14 protein-coding genes are annotated in these 12830 nt (G+C 67.5%); 9 read left to right on the top strand and 5 right to left on the bottom strand.

Translation table 11 applies throughout. The features are described from left to right. Nucleotides 1–8 precede the first annotated feature (8 nt). Nucleotides 9–944: an MBL fold metallo-hydrolase gene (locus AC3FOF_RS39020; protein ID WP_488729660.1), complete on the bottom strand. Its 936-nt coding sequence runs from the start codon at nt 942–944 to the stop codon at nt 9–11. A 23-nt stretch (nt 945–967) separates the two neighbouring features. Beyond that, on the bottom strand, nt 968–1906 hold the full coding sequence (locus tag AC3FOF_RS39015) for an alpha/beta fold hydrolase (RefSeq protein ID WP_488729659.1): 939 nt from the start codon (nt 1904–1906) through the stop codon (nt 968–970). 85 nt (nt 1907–1991) lie between these two features. Here AC3FOF_RS39015 and pqqA point away from each other — a divergent pair, with 85 nt between their 5' ends. The 5 genes from pqqA to pqqE all read left to right on the top strand — a co-directional run bounded on the left by pqqA (nt 1992) and on the right by pqqE (nt 5229). Further along, a complete protein-coding gene (gene pqqA, locus AC3FOF_RS39010) occupies nt 1992–2066 on the top strand; it encodes a pyrroloquinoline quinone precursor peptide PqqA (protein WP_006161450.1) in 75 nt (24 codons plus the stop codon). 143 nt (nt 2067–2209) lie between these two features. Continuing rightward, nucleotides 2210–3127 (top strand): pyrroloquinoline quinone biosynthesis protein PqqB, encoded by a 918-nt coding sequence (pqqB, locus tag AC3FOF_RS39005; protein WP_017224093.1) that lies wholly within the window; start codon nt 2210–2212, stop codon nt 3125–3127. After that, nucleotides 3124–3816 carry a pyrroloquinoline-quinone synthase PqqC gene (gene pqqC, locus AC3FOF_RS39000; protein ID WP_017224092.1) on the top strand — a complete coding sequence of 231 codons (693 nt, stop codon included), beginning with the start codon at nt 3124–3126 and terminating at the stop codon, nt 3814–3816. Before pqqB ends, pqqC begins: the two co-directional genes overlap by 4 nt. Then, on the top strand, nt 3813–4085 hold the full coding sequence (gene pqqD, locus AC3FOF_RS38995) for a pyrroloquinoline quinone biosynthesis peptide chaperone PqqD (RefSeq protein WP_017224091.1): 273 nt from the start codon (nt 3813–3815) through the stop codon (nt 4083–4085). The genes pqqC and pqqD overlap by 4 nt, the downstream gene beginning before the upstream one ends. Next, nucleotides 4057–5229 (top strand): pyrroloquinoline quinone biosynthesis protein PqqE, encoded by a 1173-nt coding sequence (pqqE, locus tag AC3FOF_RS38990; protein WP_017224090.1) that lies wholly within the window; start codon nt 4057–4059, stop codon nt 5227–5229. The genes pqqD and pqqE overlap by 29 nt, the downstream gene beginning before the upstream one ends. Nucleotides 5230–5301: 72 nt before the next feature. Here pqqE and AC3FOF_RS38985 read toward each other — a convergent pair whose 3' ends face one another. Together AC3FOF_RS38985 and AC3FOF_RS38980 are read right to left on the bottom strand one after the other, a co-directional pair. After that, the gene (locus AC3FOF_RS38985; protein ID WP_488729658.1) at nt 5302–6321 is read right to left on the bottom strand and encodes a helix-turn-helix domain-containing protein; all 1020 of its coding nucleotides are present in this window, start codon (nt 6319–6321) and stop codon (nt 5302–5304) included. Nucleotides 6322–6496: 175 nt separating this feature from the next. Further along, a complete protein-coding gene (locus AC3FOF_RS38980; RefSeq protein ID WP_035809465.1) occupies nt 6497–7822 on the bottom strand; it encodes an aminotransferase-like domain-containing protein in 1326 nt (441 codons plus the stop codon). 105 nt (nt 7823–7927) lie between these two features. Between AC3FOF_RS38980 and AC3FOF_RS38975 the strand changes: the two genes are divergently transcribed. After that, complete coding sequence (locus tag AC3FOF_RS38975; protein WP_017225862.1) at nt 7928–8557, top strand: LysE family translocator; 630 nt, start codon at nt 7928–7930, stop codon at nt 8555–8557. A gap of 80 nt (nt 8558–8637) precedes the next feature. After that, nucleotides 8638–9024 carry an antibiotic biosynthesis monooxygenase family protein gene (locus AC3FOF_RS38970; RefSeq protein ID WP_276267124.1) on the top strand — a complete coding sequence of 129 codons (387 nt, stop codon included), beginning with the start codon at nt 8638–8640 and terminating at the stop codon, nt 9022–9024. A 78-nt stretch (nt 9025–9102) separates the two neighbouring features. On the opposite strand, the gene AC3FOF_RS38965 is transcribed toward AC3FOF_RS38970, so the two are convergent. Then, on the bottom strand, nt 9103–10182 hold the full coding sequence (locus AC3FOF_RS38965) for a porin (RefSeq protein ID WP_276267123.1): 1080 nt from the start codon (nt 10180–10182) through the stop codon (nt 9103–9105). Nucleotides 10183–10722: 540 nt separating this feature from the next. Between AC3FOF_RS38965 and AC3FOF_RS38960 the strand changes: the two genes are divergently transcribed. Continuing rightward, nucleotides 10723–11205, top strand: coding sequence for a tripartite tricarboxylate transporter TctB family protein (locus AC3FOF_RS38960; protein ID WP_276263392.1), 483 nt, complete (start codon nt 10723–10725; stop codon nt 11203–11205). A 5-nt stretch (nt 11206–11210) separates the two neighbouring features. Continuing rightward, nucleotides 11211–12752 carry a tripartite tricarboxylate transporter permease gene (locus AC3FOF_RS38955; protein WP_017225464.1) on the top strand — a complete coding sequence of 514 codons (1542 nt, stop codon included), beginning with the start codon at nt 11211–11213 and terminating at the stop codon, nt 12750–12752. Nucleotides 12753–12830: the final 78 nt, after the last annotated feature.

The following is a 12830-nucleotide window of genomic DNA, read 5'->3' as shown; positions in this document are numbered from 1 at the left end:
CGCGGCGCTCAGGCCAGCGGTTCGCCGTGCATCCACAGGTCCTCCAGCTCGCGCCAGGCGTGCTGCACATTCAGCGGGTGGCGCGATGCGAAGTGGCGCCAGCGGCGGTAAGGCTCGCCTGCCGCCGGAGCCAGCATCCGGGCGGCATCGCCGCCCGTCTCCAGCGCGGCGGCGATGCCGCCGGCCAGCGTATCGAGATAAGCCAGCGTCGGCGCCAGCGTCTGCGCCGGCGTGCCTGCCGCGGTCCCGACCACGATATCGGCCGGCAGCGCCGAAAGCGCACGCAACGCGCGCCGCCAGCCTTGCAGCGAAGCCTCCTGCATCTCCGGAACGCGGTCGCGATAGGCCAGGCCGCCCACGCATAGCAGCCGCCGCCGCGGCGCATACAGCACGGTATCGGATGCGCTGTGCGCGGCCGCGTGAACCTGCACCTCCCATGCGGTGCCGCCGGTGTCCAGCCGCTCGCCATGCCGCAAGCCGGGCTCAGGCAGCACGATCTGCGTGCCGCGCATGGCGGCCGGTCCCAGTTGCGCCGACAGCCTGGCCAGGCACGCCTCGCAGCGCTGCCGCATCAGGCTGGCGGTGGCGGCCGACGCCAGGAACACGGGGCGCGGCCGCAAGCGCGCGAAGGCTGCGTTGGCAAGCACGTTCTCCGGGTGCGCATGGGTGTTGACCACCCAGCGCACCGGCTCGGGCGTCGCGGCCCGGATTGCGGCCAGCAGGCCGCTGCCCCAGCCCAGGTGCGGGCCCGGGTCGACCACCAGCACACCCCTGCCGGTCGCGTGGACCAGCGTCGGCACCACTTCTCCCGCGTTGGCGCGCGCCACCTCGGCATTGGCTGCACGGGCCACATAGACATCCGGCTGCAGCCTGGCCAGCACCACGCGGCCCGCGGCGGCAGCCGGGCCGGCGCCGCCGAGCGCCGTCGCCAGCAGGGCACCCATGAAGCCGCGGCGGCCCGGGTCCGTCACCGCTGCCACCCCGAGGCGAGGATGGCGCCGCGCAGGGCCTCGGCCATGGCGCCGGCGGGCAAGTGCCCGCCGGGTACCAAGACCAGCCGCGCCCGTGGCATGGCCGCCTGCAAACGCAGCGCATTGGCCGGCCGGCAGACCGCATCGGCGCGGCCGTGCAGCAATGTCACCGGCACGTCCCGCTTGCCGATCTGCACTGCCGCCGCCAGCAGCGCCGGCTTGCCCAGCCCGGCGCGGCGGCGCAGGTAGTGCGCCTGGATCCGGTATTTATCCAGCATCGCCATGCGCTCGCGCCAGGGCTGCCGCCGGCCCGGCCGCGTCCGCCCGAGCCCCAGCAGACGCCGTTCGCTGTGCTGCCACTGTCCGGCAGTGTCCAGTTTTGGCACAGTCGTACCACTTTGCAACAAACGGGAGACAGTAAGCAGGCGGGCCCGGGCATCGGGCACACGCTCGCCCTGCGCCATGACGCGCCGCAGCATGGCAGAGCCGCCGCGGCGCGGTGAAAAAAGCCGATGGATGTCGTCCCGGCCGGTCAGAAAGGTCCCTCGCAGGACCAGGGCCGCCACCGCCTCGGGAAAACGCGCGGCATAAGCCAGCGCCAGCGCCGCCCCCCAGGACCCGCCCACCACGCCCCAGCGCTGGATGCCGAGCGCCTCGCGCAGTTGTTCCAGGTCCGCCAGCAGCGCGCCCACCGTATTCCGGCGCAGCGTCCCGGCGGGCCGCGAGCGGCCCGCGCCGCGCTGGTCCGGCATCACGGCGCGATGCCGCAGCGGATCGAACCACGCCGCCATCGACGGGTTGCAGCCGCTGCCCGGGCCGCCGTGCAGCACCAGCCACGCCTCGCCCGTGGCGGGACCGGCCTGCCGCACGTGCAGGCGCTGGCCATCCCGCGTACGGAGAAAGAAGCAGGAGGAGGACGGCGGTGTTGCGGGCATGGATGTTGCCTCGGATAGGACGCGGCCATCGCCGCAAGAAGAACCGATGATGCATTCACTAACTATGCCACCCAAAGGAAGAGACATGAACTGGACCACTCCCGCCTACAAGGAACTGCGCCTGGGTTTCGAGATCACCATGTACATCGCCAACCGCTGAGCACGTCAGGCTGTCCGTGCCGACCCGGCAAGGCCCGCCCCGGCGGGCTTTTTTTTCTGGCTGGCGGGCTTTTTGCTCATGCCTTGCGCATTGCACCCTGCCCTTTGGCTTTGACTCAGTCACCAACACATCGATACCGCGCCATGACAATACTCCGGGTTCTGGGCTCGGCCGCCGGCGGCGGCTTTCCCCAGTGGAACTGCAACTGCCAGAATTGCGATGGCGTACGCAATGGCACGCTGCGCGCCACGCCGCGCACGCAGTCGTCGATCGCCTTGAGCGACGAAGGACAGGACTGGGTGCTGGTCAACGCCTCGCCCGACATCCTCGACCAGTTGCGCCACGCGCCGGCGCTGCAGCCAGCGCGCCGTCCGCGCGACACGGGCATTGCCGGCGTGGTGCTGATGGATGCGCAGATCGATCACGTCACCGGCCTCCTGATGCTGCGCGAGCACCGGCAGGCGCTGCCGGTCTACGCCACCGCGGCGGTACTGCAGGATCTCGGCACGGCGTTTCCCCTCACGCGCATGCTGTCGCATTACTGCGGACTGGACACGCACACGCTGGGACTGGACGACACGCCCTTCACGGTGCCGCCGCTCTATAGCGTGATGCTGACCCCGGTGCCGCTGGAGAGCAAGGCGCCGCCCTATTCCCCCCATCGCCACGCGCCGCAGCGCGGCGACAATATCGGCCTGCGCATCGTCGATCTCGGCACCGGCCGGCGCGCCTTCTACGCCCCCGGCCTGGGCCGCATCGAACCGCATGTGCTCGACGAACTGCAACGCGCCGACGTGGTGCTGGTGGATGGCACCTTCTGGCGCGGCGATGAAATGCAACAGCTCGGCTTCTCCGCCAAGAGCGCCGCCGACATGGGGCACCTCGCACTGTCCGGCCCCGGCGGCATGATCGAGACGCTCGACCGCCTGCCCGCGGCCCGCAAGATCCTGATCCACATCAACAACACCAACCCGATCCTGGTGGAAGACTCGCCGCAGCGCAGCCTGCTGGCGGACCACGGCATCGAGGTGGCATACGACGGCATGGAAATCACGCTATGACACAAGCCACGGCCTGGAGCACCGCCGAGTTCGAAGCGCGCCTGCGCGCGAAGGAGACCGGATACCATATCCACCACCCGTTCAACCTGCGCATGGCGTCCGGGCAATGCACGCCGGAGCAGATTCGCGCCTGGGTGGCCAACCGCTTCTACTACCAGACCAGCATCCCGCTCAAGGACGCCGCCGTCCTTTCCAACTGCCCCGACCGCGCAACGCGCCGCGAATGGGTCGTGCGCATCCTGGACCATGACGGCACCGAGACCCAGGAAGGCGGCATCGAAGCCTGGCTGCGCCTGGGCGTCGCGGTGGGGCTCACGCGCGAAGCGCTATGGTCGCACCGCCATGTGCTGCCCGGTGTGCGCTTTGCCGTCGACGCCTATGTGAATTTCGCGCGGCGCGCGCCCTGGCAGGAGGCGGTTTGCTCCTCCCTGACGGAGATGTTCGCCCCGCAGATCCACAAGGAGCGCCTGGCCGGCTGGCCCGGTCACTACCCCTGGATCGAAGCGCAGGGCCTGGATTATTTCCGCTCCCGCATTCCACTCGCGCAGCGCGATGTCGATCACGGCCTGCGCGTGACGCTCGAATACTTCCGCACGCCGGAGCAGCAGCAACGCGCGCTGGACATCCTGCAATTCAAGCTCGACATCCTGTGGTCGATGCTCGACGCCATCCAACTAGCCCACCCATGAGCCCGACCGAAACCGACCTGGCCAAGCCAACGCTGCACCGGACCTTCCGCCTGCAGTGGGAAGACGCCCAGCAGAGCTGGATCCTGCTGTATCCGGAAGGCATGGTCACGCTCAACGACAGCGCGGCCGCCATCCTGCAACGCTGCGACGGCAGCCATACGCTCGACATGCTGATCGACGACCTGCAGTCCGCCTTCGGCGTGCAGGGCATCGCACCGGAGGTACACGCCTTTGTCAAACATGCCACAGAACGCGGCTGGCTGGTCTGAGCCGCCCGCATCGCCAGCGCCGCCCGGACCGCCGCTATGGCTGCTGGCGGAACTCACCTACCGCTGCCCGCTTCATTGCGCCTTCTGCTCCAACCCGGTGGACTATGCCCGGCACGACGCCGAGCTCGACACCGCCCAGTGGCGCGACGTCTTCACCCAGGCGCGCGCGCTGGGCGCCGTGCAGCTCGGCCTGTCCGGCGGCGAACCGCTGCTGCGCAAGGACCTGGAAGCCCTGGTCGAACACGCCCACGGGCTCGGCTTCTACACCAACCTCATCACCTCCGGCATCGGCCTCACCGACGACCGGCTGGCCGCCTTGCGCACCGCCGGACTCGACCATATCCAGCTATCGTTCCAGGACTCCAGCCGCGAACTCAACGACTTTCTCTCCAGCACCCGCACCTTCAACCTGAAGCAGCGGGTAGCCCGCCTGATCAAGGCGCATGGCTACCCGATGGTGATGAACTGCGTGCTGCACCGGCACAACCTGCCTCACGTCGGCGCCATCATCGAGATGGCGCTGGAGATGGGGGCGGAATACCTGGAACTGGCCAACACGCAATACTACGGCTGGGCCTGGGAAAACCGCCAGGCGCTGATGCCCACGCACGAACAGCTGCGCGAAGCCGAAGCCGTCGTGAACGCATACCGCGCGCGCATCGGCAACCGGTGCAAGATCCTGTTCGTGGTGCCCGACTACTTCGAGGAGCGCCCCAAGAAATGCATGAACGGCTGGGGCACCACCTTCCTGGGCGTGGCCCCCGACGGCGTCGCGCTGCCCTGCCACGCGGCGCGCATGCTGCCCGGACTTGACCTGCCGAACGTCACCAAGGAGCCGCTGCGGCAGATCTGGCGCGACAGCGACGCCTTCCAGCGTTTCCGCGGTACGCACTGGATGCCCGAGCCCTGCCGATCCTGCGATTCGCAGGAGGAAGACCAGGGCGGGTGCCGCTGCCAGGCCTTCCTGCTGACCGGCGACGCCACCGCCACGGATCCGGTCTGCGGCCGCTCGGCAGACCACGGGAAGGTCCAGGCGATCGTGCTGCAAGGCCGGCTTGCCGAGGCGCAAGCGCGCGGCCGGGAGCATGGCTTGGTCTTTCGCAGCGATGGGAATTCGCTCAGGCTGAGCAGCGCTGGCGGGTGAAGGGAGGAACCCGGCGCGTCAAACGACGCTGGCAGGATGCGCCCGCGCCGTTTGGAATGCCCGATCCGGACGCTAATGCCGTACGGCCACGCCCCTCCCGCCCGCATGCTGCTGCCGCCACTGCGAAGGACTCATGCCGAAGCGCTCGTGGAACACGCGGCTGAAATGCGCGGCATCCGCAAAACCCAGCGCAAATGCAATCTCCGTGATGCTGCGCCCGCCCTCCCCGCCACCGGACAGCCGCAGCGCTGCCTGCCGCAGCCGGCGCGACAGGATATAGGCGTGCGGCGTCTGGCCGAACTCGCGGAACAGGTTGTACAGCGTGCGGCGCGAGACGTTCAGGACCGCAGCCAGGCTTTGCGCCGATAGTTCCGGATCGTGCAAATGGGCGTCGACGAAGGTGGCGATGCGGTTGATGCGCGCCTCGCCCAGATGGCGCGCCATGACGGCGTCCGTGCCGTCCCCGAGCGCCGGCGGCGGCGGGGCGTGCGCCCCCTGCAGCGCCGTCTCCATCAGCGCAACCATCGAATCCTGCAGCACCAGCTGGCCTTGCTGGTCCAGCAGATGGCCCGCGCAGGCATCGTGCAGCAGCGCCCCCAGCGCCGACACCGCGATGCGCGCCGCGCCCTCCCCGCGCAGCGCCCGTCCGCCCAGGCTGGCGGCCGCCTGCCGCCAGCCGAAGGCGCGCTCCTGCGGCACCAGCAGCACCAGCACGCGGCAGCGATCCGCCATCTCGATGCTGTAGGGCTGCGCGGTATCGTAGATCGACCACATGCCCGGCTCCAGCGACGCCTCGTTGCCGCGCTGCGCCACCCGGCTCCGCCCGCTGAGCTGCCAGAAAATCTTGAAAAAACCGGCATCGGATGCCGCCGCGTGCCGGGGCTCGCGCGCCACGCGATGCGCGTCGACCTCCATGTCCGCCACCGCGCATGCGCCGAAGCGCGCATAGCTCGCCTTGCAATGAAACGGCCCACGCCCCTGGCGGGAGTATTCGAGCGGCAGGAAGCTCGTATCGATGGCCTCGCGCCATTGATCGAACGTCATATTGGTCGTCCGCGTCATGTTTTGCGGCAGGCTCTGCACAGCGGGCATCAGGGCATCTCCAGTGACCGGCGGCATGGGGGCGCGCGCCGGAAGTGCTCGAAGCTGGACGGCCAGCCTAATGGAAAGCCTGCGGGCAGACAATGGGAACAACTACGCAGGCGCGGGCGCACCGGTCCGGAAAACGGCCGACCGGCGCCGTTGCGACGGCGATTGCTGCATCGCGTCAACCGGCCACCGCCCGGCGCACCTTGGTCAGCGCCTCCTCCAGTGCTTCATGCGAGATGGAGCCAATGGCAAGCCGCAGTGCGTGCGGCACGTTGGGCGTCGCGGCAAACGGCTCCGCCGTCGTCACCAGGACGCCCTCGCGCCCCAGGCCGGCAGCAACGCCATCGGCACGCATCTCCTCGGGCAATGAAAGCCAGAGATAGTAGGACGAGCGGTGCGCAGCGATGGCGCACCCGCGCAGCACGCGGCGCGCCAGGCTCTGGCGCTGCCGCGCGTCCTTGCGCTTCCTGTCCTCGAGCTCGTCGACCAGGCCGGCCTCGATCCAGTGGCAGCCCAGCGCCACGGTCAGGGACGGTGTGTTCCAGGTCGACACGCGGATAGCGCGCTCAAGCGCCGGCACCATGGCAAGCGGCGCAACGACGAAGCCGAGGCGCAAGCCGGAAGCCACGCTCTTCGACAAGCCCGACACATAGACGGTGCGCCCGGGTGCGCAGGTAAAGACCGGCCTGGGTGCCGGCTCGGCCAGGAAAGCATAGGCGCCGTCCTCGATGATCAGGAAATCGTGCCGCTCGGCCAGCCCGGCCAGGCGCAAGCGGTCTTCCTCGGGCATCACCGTGCCAAGCGGGTTGTGCATGGTAGGCATGGCGTAGACCGCGCGCACCGGGCGCCGCCTGCAGAGCGCGGCCAGCGCGTCGAGGTCCATGCCCGTGGCGGTGTGCGGCACCGGCTCCAGGTCGAGGCGATGCGCCTGGGCCAGCATCTTCATGCCTGGATAGGTCAGGGCATCCACCGCCAGGACGTCTCCCGGCTGGAGCAGCCCCATCACCGTCACGGCCAGCCCCTGCTGCGCGCCGTTGACGATCAGCACCTGTTCGCCGCCCACCCGGATGCCCCGGTTGCGCAGGTGCCTGGCTGCGGTCTGCCGCTCGTGCGGCCGTCCGCCCTGGGGCGCCGAATGCAGCAATGCGTCGAGATCGCCCGAGGCGGCAATGGTACGCAGCCCGTCCCGCAGCATGTCGACCTGCCCCGGCAAGGACGGATAGTTGAAGGTGAGATCGACGGCGCCGAATCGCACGGGATGCTGCTCCATCCCCAGGCCGCGCGGCAGCGAGGTGTCGCGCACGAACGTGCCCCGGCCGGTCTCGCCGACGACGAGGCCGGTCGATTCGAGCTCCTTGTACACGCGCGAGGCGGTTGCCAGGGCGATGCCGTGCTGCTTCATCAGGGCGCGCACGGTCGGCAGCTGCGTGCCCGGCGGGAGCTCGCCCCGGCGAATGCGATCGGCAATGTCATCCATGAGGGCTTTGTACCGTACCGGAACCATGCTGTTTCCTTGCGCCTTGTATCTAGAACAATTTTTTGTTTGTATCAATAACAAAGACTACGCTACCGATCTCATCAACGCAAAGGGATTCCAGGAGCTTTGGACATGATCGCATTCGCTACCTTGCTGGTGTTCTCGGCAGCCGTCATGATGCTGCTGCTGTCGCCCGGGCCGAACATGGCCTTTGTCATGGCGCACGGCGTCAGCTATGGGCTCGGCGGTGGCGCCGCGGCCGCGCTGGGCATTGGCGCGGCCGACCTGGTCCTGACCGGCCTGACCGCCACCGGCATCACCGCCGTGATCGCCGCGTGGCCGCCGGCCTTCGACCTGATCCGCTACGCGGGCGCCGCGTATCTGCTCTGGATGGCCTACAAGGCCCTGCGCCGCCCGCGCTCGCCGCTCGGCGCGGTGGCGCAGCAGGCTTCGCTGAAGTCCGTGTTCCTGCGCTCCATGCTGAACAGCCTGCTGAACCCGAAGGCCCTGCTGTTCTTCATGGTCTTCCTGCCCCAGTTCGTGGAGCCGGGCAAAGGCAATGTTGCCGGGCAACTGGTCATCCTGGGCTGTGTGCTGACGGCGATCAGCGTTGTTTTCCATGCCTTGCTGGGCGCGGCCGGCGGCTCGGCGCGCCGCTTCCTGTCGCGCAACCCGCGCGCGGCCACGGTGCAGACCTATGGGCTTGCGGTGGTGCTGGTGTTGCTTGCGCTCAGGCTGATTGCGATGCCAAGAGCTGCCTAGACCCTGGATCTGCATGGCGCTGCCTGAATCCCGCCTGCCGGCAAACCATCCCCCCCCACATGCGCAACGGAGAGCATGCAATGTACATCGCAGCCTTTATCTACAAGCCAGGCGAGATCGACGAGGAATTCAAGCGCTTGAGCGCCGTCATCGACGAGGTGGCGGCCAGCGTTCCCGGTTTCCTGGGCGCCGAATCCTGGCGCTCGCCCGACGGGAGCATGAGCAACGCCAGTTATTACTGGCAGGATCAGGAAGCCTTGCGCACCTTCGCCAGCCACCCGCGGCACCTGGAGGCGAAGCGCCAGTACCGCAAATGGTATGCGGGCTATCACGTCGTGGTGTCGAAGGTGGAGCGCGTCTACGGCGACCGGAGCTTCGACCATATCACCCGATCCAGCGAAGCGGAAAAAAAAGGCCGGTCGATTGACCGGCCAAACGATCCTCGCGCCGAAGCAAGGTCGATATGATTCCTGGCGGCTTGCGCCGCCGCGGGTGGAAGCCAGCGGGCGGCATGGCGCCAATGGCGCTGTGCCGCCCGCCGCCGCTTAGAAGCGGTGGCGCAGGCCGACGGTGGCGCCGGTCTGGTTCTCGCCCGGCAGTGCGGTGCCGCTGCCGTTCAGGCCCAGCGTGGAGCGCGACTTGTTCTTCACGTAGCCAACGTTCAGGTAGGCGTCGGTGCGCTTGGACAGCGAGTAGTCCGCCGACAGCACGAACATCCACGGATCCGCGTCGCTGTTCTTGACGTCGTTGTAGTAAGCCGCGCCGGTCAGCTGGAACGCGGGCGTGAACTTGTACTGCGCGCCGGCCCAGTACACATTGCTGCGCGTGGTCGCGGCCGTGAGGCTTGCCGTGCCATCGTCACGCAGCCAGCGGTAGCCGGCAAACACCTTGGCATCGCCAAAGGCATAGGCCGTACCGATTGCCACGCGCTTGGCGCTGCGATCCTTCAGCGCGACCGAAGCCCCCTGGAACTGGTCATACGCGCCACCGATCGAGAAGCCGCCAGCCGCATAGGACAGGCCGGCGCCGAAGTTGCGCCCCACCTTGCTCTGGCCCGCCACTTCGCCGCCGTTGGCCACGGTAGCGTCGCGCCCGAAGCTGTAGAAGCCGGTGGCAGTCAGGCCACCGAACTTGCCGGTGTACTTCATGGCATTGTCGGCGCGGCCGTTGAACAGGGAATCGACGCTGTTGAGCGAGTAGCGCGGGCCCACGCCCATCGGGTCGTAAGCACCGAACAAGTCATACAGCGAGTTCTGCTGGCGGCCCAGCGTCACGGCGCCGAAATTGCCCTGCAGCCCCACATACGACTGGCGGCCAAACAGGCGATTGCCCTGGCCGGACGTGCCGGTGTCCAGATCAAAGCCGCTTTCCAGCACAAAGATGCCCTTCAGGCCGCCGCCCAGGTCTTCCGTGCCGCGCAGGCCCCAGCGCGAACCGGACAGGTTGCCGGAGTTCAGGCGCGTCACCGTGCCGCCCGCGGAACCCGTGGCCGGCGTGTTGTTGATGATTTCAACGCCAGCGTCGACGATGCCGTACAGCGTGACGCCGGACGAGGTTTGGGCGAACGCTGCGCCGGATGCCGCGGCGGCTGCCGCGGCGGTCATTGCGAGTAGAGCTTTCTTCACTGGGTTTTCTCTGTCTTATGGAATGGATGAGGCAATCCTCCGCCGGCGGCGGGCGACCATGCGTGACATGCCATGAACCGCACCCGTGGCGGCAACCGCATTGTGGCTGCGGTTTATTAAACTTTTATGTCTTAATGACTGCAACAAAGGGCATTCGAATACGCCGCTGCATGTACTGCATCCGGCGAGATATAGCACAACGTGATGTAAATACCGCCGCGTGGGCAGTGCGCCACTTAAGCCTGTTTCCAGCGCATTCCGGCTGATTTTCCCACCTAGGGATTACATCCATACGCGACATATTTCTTACAAGATCGCGCTTTCGAAAGCAGTTTGGAAGGAGACGGAAAGCCGATTGGAAGACGCCATTTATAGAGTCTCGCCATCCGCTCGCGCCCGCGATCGAAATCGCATCAAAGCAAGCGCGGAACAACAGGAGACGGAGAAACATCCCATGTATCCATACACCAGCACGCGCCACCTCCCAGGTGATGCAACCGCAGTGCGGCCCCGCTTGCCGGGCGCGCCGGAGGACCGGCAATGAGCAGTCCCTCGCGCTTCAAGAAAGACTATTACGGCGGTGCGCTGATGACGCTGATCGGCCTCGCCACGGCAGGCGCCGGCATGCAGTACCACACCGGCACGCTTAGCCACATGGGGCCCGGATTCTTCCCGGTTGCCGTGGGCGTGCTGCTGGCGCTCGTCGGCATCATGATCGCGGTCTCGGCCCGCAACGAACAGCCCGCAAAGGCACAGCCGGCTGGCCATGGCCACGGCCACGGCATGCCCGACCTGCGCGGGTGCGTCTGCATCGTCCTGGGCGTCCTCGCCTTCCTTCTGCTCGGCAAGTACGGCGGCCTGATACCCGCCACCTTCGCCATCGTGTTCATCTCGGCGCTCGGCGACCGGAGCAACACGGTCAAGCAGGCCGCCGTGCTGGCGCTGGCCATGTGCGTGGTCGCCGCGGTGGTGTTCTGGTGGGCGCTGCAATTGCAGTTGCCGCTCTTTGCGTGGGGAGGCTAAGTATCATGACCGCGAATGCTCTGCATGATCTCTGGTTCGGCTTTGGCGTTGCCTTCCAGGGTTCCAATCTGATGTGGTCCTTCTTCGGCGTGCTGATGGGGAACCTGATCGGCGTGCTGCCCGGCATGGGCGCACTGTCGGCCATCTCCATCCTGCTGCCGCTGACCTACGCGATGCACCCGGTACCCGCCATCCTGATGCTGGCCGGTATCTTCTATGGCTCGCAATACGGCGGCGCCATCGGCGCGATCCTGCTCAACCTGCCTTCGCACCCGCCGCATGCCGTCACCTGCCTGGACGGCTACCCGATGACGCGGGCCGGCAAGGGTGGCACGGCCCTGGGCATCACCATGATCTGCTCGTTCTTCGCCGCGTCGGTGGGCATCATCGTGATGATCTTCGCCTCGCCGCTCCTGACGGAAATCTCCTTCAAGTTCGGGCCCACGGAGATCTTCTCCATCATGCTGCTGGGCCTGCTGGCAGGCTCCACCATGTCGCGCGGATCCCCGCTGAAAGGCGTGGCCATGACCCTGTTCGGCCTGATCTGCGGCGTGGTCGGCACCGACGTCAACAGCGGTACCTTCCGCCTCGCCATGGACATCCCCGACCTGAGCGATGGCCTCGAACTGGTGGCCATCGCCATGGGCCTGTTCGGCGTGGCGGACTTCCTGCTCAACGTCAACCGCATGACCGTCGTGACGAGCAAGACCAAGCTGCGGATCCGCGACATGCGGCCCACCTGGGCTGAGCTCAAGACCGCGTTCTGGCCCATGGTCCGCGGCACCGGCGTGGGTACGCTGTTCGGCGCGATGCCCGGCACCGGCCCCACCATCACCACCTTCGTCGCCTATGCGCTGGAGCGCAAGATCTCCAAGACCCCGGAAAAATTCGGCACCGGCATGATCGCGGGTGTCGCCGGACCGGAAGCCTCCGCCCACTCGAAGACCCAGGTGGACTTCATCCCCACCATGAGCCTGGGCATCCCGGGCGACGCGGTGATGGCACTGATCCTCGGCGCGCTGATGATCCAGGGTATCGCCCCCGGCCCGCAGCTGATCAGCGATCACCCGGACATCTTCTGGGGCCTGATCGCCAGCTTCTGGATCGGCAACCTCCTGCTGATCGTACTGAACGTCCCGCTGATCGGCGTGTGGGTCAAACTGCTGCAGGTGCCCTACCGCTACCTGTTCCCCTCCGCCATGTTCTTCATCGTGGTCGGCGTGTTCAGTACGCAGAACAGCCTGTTCCAGATCTGGGAGGTACTGGCCTTCGGCGTGATCGGCGCCCTGCTCATGTGGCTCGAGTTCTCGGTCGCTCCCATCCTGCTCGGCTTCGTCCTCGGCCCGATGGTGGAAGAGAACTTCCGGCGCTCCCTGCTGCTCTCCCGCGGCGACATGATGGTCTTCGTGAACCGCCCGATCAGCTGCGCGTTCATGGTGCTCTCCGCCCTGCTGCTGATCGGCGTCACCTATTCCGCGTTGCGCGCCCGCAGCGGCGGCAACAATCGGATCCAGGTCCCCGAGACCGACCTGGCCGTCAACGAGTAGCCAGCCGGCAGGCCTGCGCGCTGTCCCGCCGGCATCGCCGCCGGCACAACGCGCAGGCGCCGGGCCGGATCCACGCTG

This window comes from Cupriavidus sp. 96C5-1 (assembly GCF_057798855.1).
The sequence above is the reverse complement of the archived record's forward strand: the minus strand, read 5'-3'. Positions and strand labels throughout refer to the sequence as shown.

Bases quoted from the DNA above. Each gene is read 5' to 3' on its own strand.
- pqqE (WP_017224090.1), top strand. From the start codon at position 4,057: ATGCCACAGAACGCGGCTGGCTGGTCTGAGCCGCCCGCATCGCCAGCG.
- AC3FOF_RS39020 (WP_488729660.1), bottom strand. From the start codon at position 944: ATGGGTGCCCTGCTGGCGACGGCGCTCGGCGGCGCCGGCCCGGCTGCC.
- pqqD (WP_017224091.1), top strand. From the start codon at position 3,813: ATGAGCCCGACCGAAACCGACCTGGCCAAGCCAACGCTGCACCGGACC.
- pqqB (WP_017224093.1), top strand. From the start codon at position 2,210: ATGACAATACTCCGGGTTCTGGGCTCGGCCGCCGGCGGCGGCTTTCCC.
- AC3FOF_RS38985 (WP_488729658.1), bottom strand. From the start codon at position 6,321: ATGCCCGCTGTGCAGAGCCTGCCGCAAAACATGACGCGGACGACCAAT.
- AC3FOF_RS38975 (WP_017225862.1), top strand. From the start codon at position 7,928: ATGATCGCATTCGCTACCTTGCTGGTGTTCTCGGCAGCCGTCATGATG.
- AC3FOF_RS38980 (WP_035809465.1), bottom strand. From the start codon at position 7,822: ATGGTTCCGGTACGGTACAAAGCCCTCATGGATGACATTGCCGATCGC.
- pqqC (WP_017224092.1), top strand. From the start codon at position 3,124: ATGACACAAGCCACGGCCTGGAGCACCGCCGAGTTCGAAGCGCGCCTG.
- AC3FOF_RS38970 (WP_276267124.1), top strand. From the start codon at position 8,638: ATGTACATCGCAGCCTTTATCTACAAGCCAGGCGAGATCGACGAGGAA.
- AC3FOF_RS39015 (WP_488729659.1), bottom strand. From the start codon at position 1,906: ATGCCCGCAACACCGCCGTCCTCCTCCTGCTTCTTTCTCCGTACGCGG.
- AC3FOF_RS38960 (WP_276263392.1), top strand. From the start codon at position 10,723: ATGAGCAGTCCCTCGCGCTTCAAGAAAGACTATTACGGCGGTGCGCTG.
- AC3FOF_RS38955 (WP_017225464.1), top strand. From the start codon at position 11,211: ATGACCGCGAATGCTCTGCATGATCTCTGGTTCGGCTTTGGCGTTGCC.